Source organism: Chitinophaga sp. Hz27, assembly GCF_042263525.1.
Taxonomy (GTDB): Bacteria; Bacteroidota; Bacteroidia; order Chitinophagales; family Chitinophagaceae; genus Chitinophaga.
This window is the reverse complement of record NZ_JBHKFJ010000004.1, coordinates 581,909-596,895: the sequence shown is the minus strand read 5'-3', so window position 1 is coordinate 596,895 and position 14,987 is coordinate 581,909. Positions and strand designations below refer to the sequence as shown.

Annotated in this window: 10 protein-coding genes; 3 read left to right on the top strand and 7 right to left on the bottom strand. The window is 43.5% G+C overall.

The genetic code is table 11. The annotated features are described in order from the left end of the window. Nucleotides 1-5: 5 nt before the first annotated feature. From ACE38W_RS11990 to gltB, 3 genes are all read right to left on the bottom strand, one after another. Nucleotides 6-635, bottom strand: coding sequence for a hypothetical protein (locus tag ACE38W_RS11990; RefSeq protein WP_375831128.1), 630 nt, complete (start codon nt 633-635; stop codon nt 6-8). A gap of 256 nt (nt 636-891) precedes the next feature. Further along, a complete protein-coding gene (locus ACE38W_RS11985) occupies nt 892-2,367 on the bottom strand; it encodes a glutamate synthase subunit beta (protein WP_375831126.1) in 1,476 nt (491 codons plus the stop codon). Nucleotides 2,368-2,426: 59 nt separating this feature from the next. Continuing rightward, the gene (gene gltB / locus ACE38W_RS11980) at nt 2,427-6,956 is read right to left on the bottom strand and encodes a glutamate synthase large subunit (protein ID WP_375831125.1); all 4,530 of its coding nucleotides are present in this window, start codon (nt 6,954-6,956) and stop codon (nt 2,427-2,429) included. 500 nt (nt 6,957-7,456) lie between these two features. On the opposite strand from gltB, the gene ACE38W_RS11975 reads away from it, so the two are divergent. Continuing rightward, on the top strand, nt 7,457-8,533 hold the full coding sequence (locus ACE38W_RS11975) for a hypothetical protein (protein ID WP_375831123.1): 1,077 nt from the start codon (nt 7,457-7,459) through the stop codon (nt 8,531-8,533). A 16-nt stretch (nt 8,534-8,549) separates the two neighbouring features. Here ACE38W_RS11975 and ACE38W_RS11970 read toward each other — a convergent pair whose 3' ends face one another. The 3 genes from ACE38W_RS11970 to ACE38W_RS11960 all read right to left on the bottom strand — a co-directional run bounded on the left by ACE38W_RS11970 (nt 8,550) and on the right by ACE38W_RS11960 (nt 12,659). Beyond that, nucleotides 8,550-10,091 (bottom strand): family 10 glycosylhydrolase, encoded by a 1,542-nt coding sequence (locus ACE38W_RS11970; protein ID WP_375831122.1) that lies wholly within the window; start codon nt 10,089-10,091, stop codon nt 8,550-8,552. A gap of 117 nt (nt 10,092-10,208) precedes the next feature. Then, nucleotides 10,209-10,730: an exonuclease gene (locus ACE38W_RS11965; protein WP_375831121.1), complete on the bottom strand. Its 522-nt coding sequence runs from the start codon at nt 10,728-10,730 to the stop codon at nt 10,209-10,211. Between the two features lie 60 nt (nt 10,731-10,790). Beyond that, a complete protein-coding gene (locus tag ACE38W_RS11960) occupies nt 10,791-12,659 on the bottom strand; it encodes a mechanosensitive ion channel family protein (RefSeq protein WP_375831119.1) in 1,869 nt (622 codons plus the stop codon). 180 nt (nt 12,660-12,839) lie between these two features. Here ACE38W_RS11960 and ACE38W_RS11955 point away from each other — a divergent pair, with 180 nt between their 5' ends. Together ACE38W_RS11955 and ACE38W_RS11950 are read left to right on the top strand one after the other, a co-directional pair. Next, the gene (locus tag ACE38W_RS11955; protein WP_375831118.1) at nt 12,840-13,367 is read left to right on the top strand and encodes a hypothetical protein; all 528 of its coding nucleotides are present in this window, start codon (nt 12,840-12,842) and stop codon (nt 13,365-13,367) included. 84 nt (nt 13,368-13,451) lie between these two features. Further along, nucleotides 13,452-14,024, top strand: a complete 573-nt coding sequence (locus ACE38W_RS11950) for a nucleotidyl transferase AbiEii/AbiGii toxin family protein (protein WP_375831117.1) — start codon at nt 13,452-13,454, stop codon at nt 14,022-14,024. Nucleotides 14,025-14,181: 157 nt separating this feature from the next. Here ACE38W_RS11950 and ACE38W_RS11945 read toward each other — a convergent pair whose 3' ends face one another. Continuing rightward, nucleotides 14,182-14,634, bottom strand: a complete 453-nt coding sequence (locus ACE38W_RS11945; RefSeq protein WP_375831116.1) for a methylglyoxal synthase — start codon at nt 14,632-14,634, stop codon at nt 14,182-14,184. Between the last annotated feature and the right edge of the window lie 353 nt (nt 14,635-14,987).

Here is a 14,987-nt window from a genome sequence, read left to right as displayed (position 1 = left end):
AAGGGTCAGATGGTGGGCTTGTTTCGCTGGTTGAAACGACGTATATAATATTCCAGTTTGTCCTTTTTTTCCTTGTCACTTCTGAATTCTTCCAGTAGCTCGTTGTCTTGAGGGAGGATATATTTTCTGAGGTTGTAGGCAGAGAGGTCGTAGATTTCGCCAGTCATGATATTAATTACCTTGACCAGCTCCACAGGGTTGCTAATATTATTAACCGTCATGTCTGCGGGGTTGTAATACCCCCTTGAGGCTTGCTGGCCGTGTTGACGATATATGCAGTAGTAGCCTGTTTCTATGATTTTATTAAGGCCGTTGTCTTTTACATAGAGATTTCTGCCATCACAATATCCCCAATAGTCTTTCACTTTATGCTCTCCTGCCCCATCTCTGATGACCAGCTGGTTTTTATCGGCGAGTAAATAGGTTTGCGCGGCGGTGCTGCGGTCTATTATGACCAGGTCGCCATTCTCTGAAGGGGAATTGGTTTGGAAATCCTTAAAGCTTCTGTAAAGCCCTTTGTTATATTCTTTTGCGTAGATGATAAGAGTAGAAAGATCTGTCGTGTTGCGCATTTCCTGCGCAACAGCCGAAACTGTCAGTAAAAGGCTTCCCAAAAACAGCAGTGCTCTTTTCATATCCTACAAATATATCTGCCATGACTGCGGAAATGGAGAGAAATAGCTGAATGGGCTGTTTTCTTCTCTATAAAAATTAATTCTGTCTACAAGAGAATTTTAAAGACAAAATGGTGGCGTTTGCTATAAAATAAAAGGCCGGGTAAAGACCCGGCCCGACTGAAGGTTACAACAAAATCTAAACCTGCTTATGAGAAAAGTGAGACAGCTTTTAAACTGTCAGTATTTTAAGACAGGCTGTGTCTTAAACAGCTTGTTACAATGCCATTGCTTGTAACGAATGGTCTTTACTTTCCAGTTGGGAGCTGCCCATCAGGAATTCATCCACTTTCCTTGCACATTCGCGACCTTCGCTAATTGCCCATACTACGAGTGATTGACCACGGCGCATATCACCTGCGGTAAAGACTTTTGGTATGGATGTCAGGTAATTTCTTTCAGTAGCTTTTACGTTACCTCTTTCATCTTTTTCCACTTCCAGCTGCTCGAGCATACCGGTATGTTGCGGATGAACGAAGCCCATAGCCAGCAAGGCCAGTTCACAAGGAATATCTCTTTCTGATCCTGGAACCTCGGTAAATTTAGCCGGGCGGCCATCTGGACTCAGCGACCATTGCAGGTCTACGATGCGGAGTGCTTTCAGATTACCGTTTTCGTCGCCGATGAATGCTTTGGTTGCTATTGCCCACTGACGATCTGCACCCTCATCATGAGAGGAAGATGTTTTCAGGATCATTGGGAAAGTAGGCCAAGGCATATAGTCGGTACGTTCACCCGGAGGTTTTGGTAATAGCTCAAGCTGTGTAATGCTTACGGCACCATGACGATTGCTGGTACCTACACAGTCGGAACCGGTATCACCACCACCTATTACTACTACATTTTTACCAGTAGCCCAGATATCATTTCCTTCTACTTGTTTGCCACCAACGCGCTTGTTCTGTTGTTTGAGGAAGTCCATTGCATAATGAACACCTTTCAATTCGCGGCCGGTGATGGTGAGGTCGCGTGGAATTGTAGAACCACCTGCGAGCACCACAGCGTTGAATTCTCTCAACAGATCGTTGGCAGGAATATCCACACCGATATTGGTATTACATTGGAAGGTTACCCCTTCTTCTTCCATCAGTTTCACGCGGCGTTCTATCACCCATTTTTCCAGTTTAAAATCTGGAATACCGTAGCGCAGCAAGCCTCCAGGGGCATCATCTCTTTCAAAAACTGTTACCTGATGACCGGCATAGTTCAGTTGAGCTGCTGCTGCAAGTCCGGCAGGACCTGAGCCAACCACTGCAACTTTCTTGCCTGTACGAACGCGAGGCGTTTTTGCTTGTATCAGTCCTTTATCAAAAGCGATTTCAATGATATGTTTTTCTATCTCTTCGATAGCAACCGGCGGTTGGTTGATACCCAGTACACAGGCGCTTTCGCAAGGTGCGGGGCATATACGGCCGGTAAACTCCGGGAAGTTATTGGTAGATGATAAAATATCGTATGCTTCTTTCCAGTCCTGACGATATACAGCATCGTTAAACTCAGGAATAACGTTGCCGAGCGGGCATCCGCTGTGGCAGAAAGGCACACCGCAGTTCATACAGCGGGCGGCCTGCTGATTTAATTTATTATCGGCATAGCGTTCTACAAACTCGTTGTAGTTTTTTGTCCTTTCCCGTGGCTCTGTTTTCCCCGGCATCTCGCGTGTAAATTCCAGGAATCCTGTAGGCTTACCCATAATTTTCCTCCACAAGTCCCTTCAGCAAGGGATATTTTGATGATGAATGTTAATTGTTACTATTTACCTACTTTCTGGCCTACTGCTTTTCCTGATTTCAATACTGCCTTGTATTCTTTAGGGAATACTTTCACAAAGTGACGCAGTTGATTATCCCAGTCTTTCAGTATAAACTTCGCCACGGTACTATTCGTGTAGGCGTGGTGTTTAGTGATCAGGTCTTGTAGTGCGGCTACATCTTCCTGATCTAGTGGGTCCAGGTCGATCATATCGCGGTTGCAATGATTGGCGAAGTTGCCTTTGACATCATATACATATGCAATACCACCACTCATACCTGCGCCGAAGTTGCGTCCTGTTTCACCTAGGATTACAGCGCGGCCGCCAGTCATATATTCACAACCGTGATCGCCTACCCCTTCTGCTACGATGGTAGCACCGGAGTTACGTACGCAGAAACGTTCGCCTGCTTTACCGCGGATATAAGCTTCTCCGGAAGTAGCGCCATAGAAGCATACGTTGCCTGCTATGATGTTTTCTTCTGCTTTGAAGCCAGCTTCTCCCGCTGGATAGAGGATCAGTTTAGAACCTGACAAGCCTTTACCGAAGTAGTCATTTGCTTCTCCTTCCAGTTCCAGGGTCAAACCTTTGGTTGAAAATGCGCCAAAGCTTTGACCTGCTGAACCAAGGAATTTGAAGTGGAGGGTGTCCTCCGGTAAGCCTTCGCTCTTGTAGCGTTTAGTGATTTCGTTTGATAAAATTGTACCGATTGTACGGTCAGTATTTTTAACAGGGAATTGTTGATATACCCTGGATTTCTTTTCCAGCGCAGGCTGTGCAGCTTTCAGGAGCTGCCAGTCTAAAACTTCTCTCAAACCATGATCCTGCTCTTCCAGTTTGTACAGTCCAGTTTCTGGCGCTGCTGGCTCTTTAAAGAGAATTGGAGTGAGATCCAGTTTCTGTGTTTTCCAGTTGCTGATATCTTCGCGCATCTGTAGACTGTCTACCTGGCCCACCATTTCGTTAATGGTACGGAATCCAAGATCAGCCATGATTTCACGCAGTTCTTCTACTAAATAGTTGAAGAGATTTACCACGTGTTGAGCATCGCCGGTGAAGCGTTTACGCAATTCAGGGTCCTGGGTGGCTACGCCTACAGGGCAGGTATTCACATGACATTTGCGCATCATGATACAACCTTCTACTACCAGTGCAGCGGTAGCAACGCCCCATTCTTCCGCGCCCAACAGTGTAGCGATAGCGATATCACGACCTGTTTTCAGCTGTCCGTCTGTTTGAAGAACAACACGGCTGCGGAGTTTATTTTTTACGAGTGTCTGGTGAGATTCAGCCAGGCCAAGTTCCCAAGGCAGACCCGCATGTTTGATAGAACTGATTGGAGATGCACCGGTACCGCCATCGAAGCCAGACACCAGTACTACGTCGGCATGTGCTTTTGCAACACCTGCAGCGATAGTACCAACCCCGGCTTTAGACACCAGTTTCACACTAATGCGTGCAGCGCGGTTTGCATTTTTCAAATCAAAGATCAGCTGAGCCAGATCTTCAATTGAGTAGATGTCGTGGTGTGGTGGCGGAGAAATCAGCCCTACACCAGGTGTGGAGTGCCTAACTTTCGCGATCCATTCATCTACTTTGTGACCAGGTAATTGGCCACCTTCGCCTGGTTTCGCACCTTGTGCCATCTTGATCTGCAGTTCATCTGCATTGGTCAGATATTCACTGGTTACGCCGAAACGAGCACTGGCTACCTGTTTGATGGCAGAACGCATAGAGTCGCCGTTTGGTAGCTGCTCATAGCGGAGTTCATCTTCTCCCCCTTCACCGGTATTGCTTTTAGCACCGATACGGTTCATGGCAATAGCCAGTGTGGAGTGCGCCTCATGTGAAATGGAACCAAAGCTCATAGCCCCTGTAGCAAAGCGTTTCAGGATAATGTTAGCTGGTTCTACTTCGTCGATAGAAATAGACGGGCGAGTACGTTTGAACGTAAACATGCTACGAAGGGTACATGCTTTTTCCGCCTGGTCATTAACCGCTTTGGAATATTTTTTAAACACGCTGTAATCTCCCATACGAGTGGAATATTGCAGCAGGTGTATTGTGTTAGGATTGAAAAGATGGAATTCACCTTTGCGTTTCCATTGGTATACACCACCTTCAGTGAGGCGTTGTACAGGTGTTTCTTTGCGGCCATAACCCATCCAGTGTTTTGCCAGTGTTTCACGGGCAATATCATCTGTAGTTAAGCCCTGGATGCGGGAAACAGCACCAGTAAAATATTTATCCACTACCGCCTGACTAATACCGAGGATTTCAAAAATTTGGGCACCCTGGTATGATTGTAGTGTAGAGATACCCATTTTAGAGAATACTTTCAGCAAGCCTTCACAAACCGCTTTGATATAATTCTTCTTCAGTTTATCAGGGTCCTGCTCTGTATCCAGATTACCATTCAGCTTCATATCGCGGATGGTGCTCAATGCCAGATAAGGGTTGATAGCTGTTGCGCCGAAGCCCAGCAGGCAAGCAAAGTGATGTACTTCCCAAATATCGCCAGCTTCAACGATCAGTCCTACCTGACCACGATAACCTTTTCTGATCAGATGGTGGTGTACTGCGGAAGCAGCCAGTATAGAAGGAATCGCCGCATGTTCTGAGTCGATGGCACGGTCAGAAAGAATAACGACTTCGAAACCATCTTCTACGGCGTCTACTGCATAACGGCATAATCTCGCCAGACCTTTCTCCAATGATCCTGGTTTACCATCAGCCTTGAAGTATGTCTGCAGTGTTTTAGCCTGGAACAGACCAGTATCAATGCTGCGGATTTTTTCCAGCTCATAGTTGTTCAAGATAGGGTGCTGTAAAGCTAGGCCATGGCAGTGCAACGGGTTTTCATCCAGCAGGTTGCCGTTGTTACCAACGAAAGTTGCCAGCGACATTACCAGTTTCTCTCTGATAGGATCAATAGGCGGATTGGTAACCTGTGCAAATAACTGTTTGAAATAGTTACAGAGATGTTGTGGCTGATTGCTTAATACAGCCAACGGCGCATCTGTACCCATAGAACCAATAGGCTCCTTTCCATCGATGGCCATTGGCGCAATGATGGTGTTCAGGTCTTCTGTAGTATATCCGAATGCTCGTTGGTATTTAAAGATCTGCTCATGTTCCAGGTGAGTGAATGTAACACGTGGTTCTGGCAGTTCTTCCAGACGGATCTTATATTTATTAAGCCACTCGCCATAAGGTTGCTGAGAGCAGATCTGTTGTTTCAGCTCTTCATCACCAATAATACGGCCTTGTTCCATGTCCACAATGAACATTTTACCAGGCTGCAGGCGGCCTTTTTCTTTAACATTTTTAGGATCGATCGGTAATACGCCGGCTTCAGAAGCCATGATTACGCGATCGTCTTTGGTCACTACAAAGCGGCTGGGACGCAGGCCGTTACGGTCTAGCGTAGCACCGATGATCTTACCATCTGTGAAAGAGATAGAGGCTGGACCATCCCATGGCTCCATCAGAGAAGCATGGTATTCGTAGAATGCTTTTTTCACCGGGTCCATATCCTCATTGCCATCCCATGCTTCAGGAACAAGCATCATCATTACATGAGGAAGGGAACGACCAGATAAGGTCAGCAGCTCAATTACGTTGTCCAGGCTGGCGGAGTCGGACTGGCCTTCTTCCACAATAGGAAGCAGCATTTCCATTTCTTCAGCACTGAAATATTTAGATACGAAATCTCTTTCGCCGGCACGGAGCCAGTTGAGGTTACCTTTTAATGTATTGATTTCACCATTATGAGCGATATACCTGTAAGGATGCGCCAGGCGCCAGCTTGGGAAAGTATTGGTCGCAAAGCGGCTGTGGATCAGCGCGAACGCAGAAACCATTTTCTCATCGGACAAGTCAGGATAATAATGACGTACCTGATATGTAGTCAACTGACCTTTATAAACGATGGTTTTAGTGGAAAGTGAGGCAATATAAAACAGCGCTTTTTCTTTAGGCACTGTATTGCGCACTGTTTTAGAAACGTAGTTACGAAGAACATAGAGCTTACGTTCAAAAGTATCTACATCACTAATATTAAAAGGACAGGCGATAAATACCTGTTCAATTTCAGGTTCTACAGAAAGGGCGCTTTCGCCGATTCCATCGGGGCGCACAGGCACCTTGCGGTAACCAAGAATTTCCAGGCCCAGCTTCTCTGCGCTGCGCTCCAGGATTTCACGGCACTCTTCGCGCCAACGAGGTTCTTTAGGGAAGAAAATCATCCCTACACCGTATTTACCAAATTCCGGTAAACGAATGCCCAGCTTCAGACACTCGTCATACAAAAACTCATGTGGCAGCTGAAACAGGATTCCTGCACCATCACCAGTATTTTGCTCACAACCGCAAGCCCCACGGTGTTCCATGTTTTCTAACATGGTGAGCGCATCACTAATAATATGGTGGGATTTACGCCCCTTGATATGGGCGGTAAAACCTGTTCCGCAGGCATCATGTTCAAATTCAGGACGGTATAAACCTTGCGTTTGCTTCACTTCATCCATTGATTTAGATTTTATTCTTAGGCACACTCTCCCCATATGACTTGCGCCGTTGGGTGATGGTGTACGATATGTTTCGGGAACGGTTTAAAGATACTAAAGGAATGCGGTATTTTTTATACAAATTTTTGTTATAGGGGTAAAATTTAGAAAAATTGAAAAATTATTCGAAATGATTTGAATTTTTTGAAAAAAAAAAGGACGCGCGGAAGGCTGGGGACAGTGCGCTGACATTGGTCATCAACAATAAAAAAAATCCTGAGCTCCCTAAATGGGAAAATTCTACATGAATTTATTAAAATAGCATACAGTGGCGGGTTTCAGCGAGTGAAGTTGTCTTGTGATGTTAAATTTTATAATAATGAGACGATAATAATATATGTATGTTATTTACTTCCTGAGGTTAAAACAAAAAGAATCCAACTTGTTATTTATTCGCAAGGGACATTTAACTTTATACCGAAGCCAACAGTAATCAGTAACCTATATCTCCAACTAATTTTATGTCATTTAAATTTATCACCACGACACTGTTATTGTCTTCCATAGCAGTTTGCACCCTTGCCCAAGATGCGATGTATGAAAAAGATACCACCGCAAAAGAAATTAAAACCACGAAGATCAGCCTGAGCGAAAGTAAAAGAGATATCAGCTCTTTTTCCACTCACCCAATTGGTAAAATCCAGGTAGTGCAGTATCTATGGGATAGCTCCCATATCGGTTATGCACAAAAAGGTATGATGAACAGTATGGTCGTAGCCATACCAGATACCGATGCCACTGCATTTCTGCAAAATCATATTGACAAGGCCTATGGGCACTTCTACCAACCTGGAGGTGCACAGATTTTGCTGGTGGTGGAAGCGCTCCGTATCGCAGAAAGAACCGGTGGAATGAGCGAAAAAGCTTACATCCACTTTAAAGGAACTTCCTATGGCTCTTTAGATGGAGTCAACTATAGAGAACTGGCTGCTGCTAATATTGCCAGATCAAACGGTGGAATGGACGTTACACATAAGCACAAAACCAATATTGCCAACGCACTCCAGGAATTGATAGATTCCACCGTTGCCCATATGGATGGTATGGCTTCCTCCAATGCACTGTCGCTATCCCGTCAAGGAATATTAGCCATATACGATGCTAAAAGAAATATCCCGGCATTAAAGGATTCTTTAAAAGAAGGGGTGTATCTCACTTTCGCTGATTTTAGGGAAAACAAACCTGCCGTGACAGATTTCGAATTTAAAAAAGAGAAAAGGAAAATTTTTGTAGTAGACAAAAGCGGTAACCACATTGAATGCTGGGGCGCAGTGAAAGAAGGACAACTCTTTAAAAATATGGGTTATACCGTGATGCCATTATCTAAAAACCAGGATGGTTATATCCTCACTAAGTATCTGGATAATGCTAAAAAGAGAAATGCGGGGATTATCTGGTCTACAATTGGCGGTGGTGCTATAGCGGGTGCTGTAGTGATGGGAACTGTACAACTGGTAACAGCAGATGCTTTTCCACAATTGACGCCTATGCCAGCCGGCACTGCTATTGATATGGAAACCGGTGCATTAATATTTTAATGCACCGGCAATCCGGTTATTGTTCAAAAAACATTTGCACTTTGCCTGCGTTTAGGCGTACCCGTAGTGGCTCACTGGCCAGGCTTTCATTCTGCATTCTGTCGAGTGCAGTGATGACATAAGTATAGTCTTTGCCTTTCACATAAGTGCGGTCCTTATACTCAGGATCAGAGGCCTGTGGCAATATTGCTAAGATCTTACTTGGATCTGTCAGGTTAATCGTTTCATCCTGCTCAAATCTATATAATACATATTGCTTGGTATGGCCACTGGTATCGCTATCTGACCAGTGTATTTCCAAATATCCCGGACGTTCAAAGGCATCATCGAAATAAGGCGCTTCAGGGGCCGTATTAGGCAACCAGTCCATTGTTGGTCGTAAAGCAGGGTATTTATAAAGATGATTACGTAGTGTATCTTCTATGCCGAGTGGATTACCGGCAAAAGATTTTGCACTGTAGAAGAAGCTACCCTGCACGGTATTGAGAGTACGTGCCTCTTCAATCTGGCTAGGGATCTCGTTTGGATTTCTCCAGATGGCATTACTGTTTATTTTATATACACCATGTCCAATATATACCTGACGGCCAAACCCATGTTGACTCCACCAGTTGAGCAGAATCTCATAATCTACCAGTCTGTGGCCTCTCTCCCAATATAACTGTGGTGTTACATAATCAATCCAGCCTTTCTTCAACCATTTTACCACATCGGCATACAGGTCGTCATAATTAGACATACCCCCACGGGTATACGAACCTTCAGGGTCGCGGTCCCGATTGCGCCATACGCCAAAAGGACTGATACCGAATTTTACATATGGCTTCTCTGCTTTGATGGCTTTGCTTAACTTTTCAATGATAGCATCTACGTTAGCTCTGCGCCAGTCATCTTTCATCATATTACCGCCATATAAGCGATATGATGTGTTATCAGGAAATTCTTTTCCCGGAACACGATATGGATAGAAGTAATCGTCGAAGTGGATAGCATCTACATCGTAGCGCTTAACAACATCTTTAATAATAGAAGTAACATAATCACGCACTTCAGGAACGCCGGGATCGAAATATTTCTTACCGTCGTAAGTGAGGAACCATTGTGGTTTCAGGCGTGTGATATGATCTGAGGCAATAGTGCTGCGACTAACGTTGAAGACTGCACGATAAGGATTGAACCAGGCATGAAATTCCATACCACGTTTATGTGTTTCCTCAATCATGAACTGTAATGGATCATAATAAGGAAATGGCGCCTTCCCTTGCTGGCCGGTAAGGTATTCGGACCAGGGCTCATACTGAGATGGATAGAATGCATCTGCGGCAGGTCTTATCTGAACTACCACAGCATTCATACCATTGCGTTGCATCTGGTCCAGCAGTGCAATAAATTCCTGCTTTTGCTGGTCCGAACTCAGGCCTCTTCGGGATGGCCAGTCGATGTTTTCTACCGTGGCTACCCAAACGGCTCTCATTTCCCTTTTGGGCGGTAATTGCGCCCAGGCCTGCTGCATAATGCCTATCAATAAGATTGCACCAGCTAATAATTGCTTCAACATCTGCCTTATTTAAATACGTATAATGCGAAAATAGGAAAACCCATTGTGAGAGACCCTAATTATTTGATTACTAGTCTACACGTATAACGGAGATGTTGTTGTAATTACTATGTACCGTTACAATTTTATGTTGAAGTTGAGTTCCTTTTTCATTGTAAGCAGTGCTTCGGCATTGCCAATAGCATCGTCTACAGGGTTATGTGTATGCTTGCGGATACGCAGGTGCTTAAAGTTTTTAGAAGAGTCATTGACTAATCCTTTATACAAACTACCGAGATTCTGGCTGCTGTGGCCAAATGGATTTGAGTTAGTAAAGTGATGCAGGTACCAGCACATAAACATCCAATCAAATCCATTATTATCGCTAATGAAGCGTGGCTGACCTTTACGGGCTTGCAGTTTAAGCCACGCACAAAAGTTGTGCATAACAGTGGATGGTTCTTCGAACGCTAATGTTTCTTCTCTAGTAAAACCAGAAACGGCGAGTGCTTCAGGAATATAATTTTGAGAAATAGGTTTGAGTTGTCCGTAAAAAGTTTCGCTGAGAGATTCATCTACTACCACAGCTCCAAAACTGATCATTGAGAAATCCCCTGGTATCGGGCCATCGGCCTCGATATCTACCATAATGTAAGGCATAAAATAAACAATTGGGTTTAACAAATATGGGCGCAAAGATATTGTGTTTTTTTGTTATTTCTATTTTTCCACACGGATGTTAAACATTGGATCTTCAGGTTTTTGCTTGCCCTGATATTCATTAGGAATGGTAGACGACGCACCGTTTCGGTGTGCAAAGTAATTGGGCGACATGATCTCAACACCGGCTTCATTGAATTTGTCCTGGATATTTTGATGAAGCGCTGAATATATATCAGCCATCTTCTGAGGCTGGTCGGTAAAAGCATTTATCTCATAGGCAACCGAGAAATCATTCAGGCTTGTTTGAAACACAAAGGGCGCTTTATCTTTCAGCACCCCATCGGTGGTAAGCGCCGCTTGTATTAGCAGTTCATGGACCTGTGCCCAGGGAGTGTCATAGCCAATGGTGACGGTTGTATGCAGGATCAATCCCAGCTTCTGACTGGATGAAGAAAAATTGATGGTATATCCATTGAGAATGCTGGCATTGGGAACAGTAATTTCTTCGTTTTTAATCGTTCTAAGGCGTGTCACTAGCAAGCTTTTTTCTATCACATCGCCGGTAATATCTCCTAAGCGAATACGGTCACCGAGTTTGAATGGTCGCATATATGTGATGACAAAACCTGCAATAATATTGGATATCGCAGTGGATGAACCCAGCGAAAACAGTATCCCGAGAAAGACAGATACTCCCTGGAATATTTTAGAATCAGAGCCCGGGAGATATGGAAATATGATCACGAACATAAAAGCATACAACAGAAATTTTACTCCGCTTGCTGTAGGCCTTGCCCAGTCTGCATAAAAACCCTTAATAACAAAATTGCCTGTTGCTATTTCTTTTGCAAGATAGTCCACTCCCTTTACAATATACCTTGTTGCTATGTATATTACAATTATAGTCAATAACTTAGGTAGATAATGAAGTGCGCCATTTAGAATAGATCTTATAGGGGCAAGTGTCCATTGAATCAGGCTGTCTGCAATTCCTTTAGTCCAGGGAAAAATGCTGAATATTAAAGGGAGCGTGAGATAAAACACGAGAACTATAATAACGATGCGGACTATACGAAGTACGTTATAGGCGAAGTGTAGTTGCTTGTCGGGGTTCATAACGGCGTATCCCTGTACCTTAAGCCCTTTGAAGTAGCGCTCTTTCTTTTCGTTTATGCCTCGGCGTATTCGCCGGAAGATCCGATTGATGAGATATACCAAACCAACAAAAACGAGCAGTATGGCGATGAGCAGCCCAATTCTTTTCAGCAGGCTTTTCCAGCTATTGTCTTGCTGGTATTTATCTATGGCTGTGGAAATTGCCTGCAGGCGTGCCTGGGCAACAGCTGGCTTGTCCTGGTCCATCCATAATGCATCATCATTGGTAATGGTAGACAGGATGAGATCTCCATAGGTAATATCTATATTGTTTTCGTTGTTGATAGCTTGTAGAGAATCTTTAGAGAATAGCGGATCATCTGCTAGCTGTTTGATTTTATGTTCTGTATTGGCGGCTCTTTCGCTTGGAAGTAGGGGCCCGAGTTTATTATAGATAAAGAAAAGCGTATTGCCGAAGGGGGTAACGGGAATGCCTGTATTAGTGGCGCGAAGGCTCTTTATACGCTGGAGTTGCTGTTGTTTTTTCAGAGAATCGGCTAGCTGAAAAACCGCTAGTTTTTCCTGTAGTTCTTTTTGTTTTCTGAAATCATTGGAAGACTTGAGTGATTCGAGTTGTGAGATTAGGGCTTGTTTTTCAGCCGAATCGGCTTTAATGATAGAATCGGTCTCCCGTAGCCAGGCCGTGGTAATGACCAATTGGGTATCAATAGCTGACTGTTGTTTCGCTTTTAAACTATCTGCCTGTGCCTGGGCATTCCGTCCGAAAGAGCACAGTATGCAGGTTAATATAACGGTGCATAAGATTCTCATTCCCGAAGCTTTATCTTAAAGTACGGAAAATTCCTCAAGCGGAAATGGCTCCAGGCAATAAAAATCAGGAAATATTAGACCTAAAGAGAATTAGAGTGTAATAAAGTAATTAAAAATATTATTTAATTCATGATTCACAAATCATGAATTGTGAATTGAAACAATGATTGCCTTTATTGTATGACACAGCATAATGGTATGCGACCACAGGATATCGCCGTTTTATTGAAAATAATAATCTCACCTGGTAAATGGATGCAGAAGGATATTGCGGCTGCGCTTTTTTTGAGTGCAGCTGAGGTAAATAATTCTTTACAACGGTCTAAACTGGCCGAACTGATAGATAAAACTGGCCGAAAAGTTATGCGTAGAACGCTTTTAGAATTTATTCAGTATGGATTACCACATGTTTTTCCAGCGATTAGAGGGAGTGCTGCGAAGGGGCTACCGACTGCATATTCGGCGCCTATTATGTCAAAATTTTTCATCAGAGATCAAAGTGACAACCTGGTTTGGGCTGATCCAAAAGGAACTGTTAAAGGTGAATCCATAAGTCCATTATATCCGAATATTATTAAGGCTGCACTTCACGACCCGGAGCTGTATGAATTATTAATTCTGGTAGATGTGATGCGAGTTGGAAAGGTTAGAGAGAAGGAGGTTGCTATGAAATTGCTGAAAGAAAAATTTGACCAACATCATGCATGAAAACATAATACGGATTAAAGCAATAGCCAATATCCTGAAGAATCTACATCAACATTATGCTTTGTAGGAGGGGCTACCGTCTCCTTGTATGCTACCTCTCCGCTTTTATCGTCAAGTGTTCGGCCCACGGAAGATGTTGATATAGTGGTTGAGTTATTAACTTACGCTGACCACACCAGAATAGAAGAAAGATTGAGAGATCTGGGCTTTACGAATGATAGCGACTCTGGAGTTATTTGCAGGTATGTTGTACAAGGAATCATTGTAGATATAATGCCTACCAATTCAACAATCCTGGGATTTAGTAACAAATGGTATACAGATGGTTTGCGCAATGCAGTTAATTGTAAACTAGATGAGGAAACAGAAGTCCTTATTTTTTCGCTTCCCTATTTTTTAGCATCAAAATGGGAGGCTTATAAATCGCGTGGAGGTAATGACCTTCGAACAAGCAAGGATTTTGAAGATATGGTTTATATATTTGAACATATTGATGACTTCCCTACTCATCTTATTTATGGCCCGGACGTTGTTAGAAAATATTTAGCACAGGAGATAGGAGAAATACTATTAACTCCAGAATTCGAAGAGGGATTATACTGTCGGCAGGATCAGCCCCATATGGAGCTGATCCTGCCGACAGTATCCAGAAATTAATTTACAGCCTTGAATTGGAAATCAATATTATTCGATAACTATTACTATTTAACGATAGCAATATCTCCCCTTCTTCCCGTAAACTTAATTACAGAAATCCTCTAGCCATTATGGCTCCAGGCAGTAAAAATCAGGAAATTATAAAACCAGCAGCTTATTAAACCTTACGACCCAGGTACTGTGTGTAGTCTGGTAAAATCACTTCGTAATCCTCATGCATCAGAGGTGATGTCAGTAGAAAATCTGCGGTAGACCTATTATTGGCGATTGGAATGTTCCAAACAACGCCCAGTCGCAGGAGTGCTTTAATATCGGGATCGTGGGGCAATGCTTCCATAGGATCCCAGAAGAAGATGATCACATCCAGGGCGCCTTCAGCTACCAGCGCCCCTATTTGCTGGTCGCCACCAAGTGGGCCACTGAGCAGCTTACGTACAGATACATCCAGTGCCTGCTCTATCAGCTTACCAGTAGTACCGGTAGCATATAACTCATGGCGGCTCAGAACAACCTTGTTGTAAGTTGCCCATTCAATCAATTCGGCTTTCTTGTGATCGTGCGCAATTAATGCGATGCGTTTGCGTGCTTTCAGCGTTTTTACTTGTTGCATATCTTCTGCAAAAGTAGCATAGGAAAACAAATAAATAAATGTTGTTTTTTGTTAATATTATGTGAATCATTCCCTTAAATCATCTCCACCGCATAATTGACAGTGGTAAATATGCATTTATTCATTTGGGAATTCCTGACGGCCTTTTTGCGCGAAACGGAAATTTTGAAAGGATGATTTCGTATTGATTAAATAATGAATATAAGAGGAAGTCACGCGCCATAGCGAGATTGGCCGGTTTCTGCCATAAAATCGCCGTCTCCAATCAAATTTACCTATAACGATATTGTAAAATTCGATGGTTTAGATAGCCAATTTAGACCTGAGTCTGCGCTAAAAATGTTACCTTTGCC

Bases quoted from the DNA above. Each gene is read 5' to 3' on its own strand.
- ACE38W_RS11990 (WP_375831128.1), bottom strand. From the start codon at position 635: ATGAAAAGAGCACTGCTGTTTTTGGGAAGCCTTTTACTGACAGTTTCG.
- ACE38W_RS11985 (WP_375831126.1), bottom strand. From the start codon at position 2,367: ATGGGTAAGCCTACAGGATTCCTGGAATTTACACGCGAGATGCCGGGG.
- gltB (WP_375831125.1), bottom strand. From the start codon at position 6,956: ATGGATGAAGTGAAGCAAACGCAAGGTTTATACCGTCCTGAATTTGAA.
- ACE38W_RS11975 (WP_375831123.1), top strand. From the start codon at position 7,457: ATGTCATTTAAATTTATCACCACGACACTGTTATTGTCTTCCATAGCA.
- ACE38W_RS11970 (WP_375831122.1), bottom strand. From the start codon at position 10,091: ATGTTGAAGCAATTATTAGCTGGTGCAATCTTATTGATAGGCATTATG.
- ACE38W_RS11965 (WP_375831121.1), bottom strand. From the start codon at position 10,730: ATGCCTTACATTATGGTAGATATCGAGGCCGATGGCCCGATACCAGGG.
- ACE38W_RS11960 (WP_375831119.1), bottom strand. From the start codon at position 12,659: ATGAGAATCTTATGCACCGTTATATTAACCTGCATACTGTGCTCTTTC.
- ACE38W_RS11955 (WP_375831118.1), top strand. From the start codon at position 12,840: ATGACACAGCATAATGGTATGCGACCACAGGATATCGCCGTTTTATTG.
- ACE38W_RS11945 (WP_375831116.1), bottom strand. From the start codon at position 14,634: ATGCAACAAGTAAAAACGCTGAAAGCACGCAAACGCATCGCATTAATT.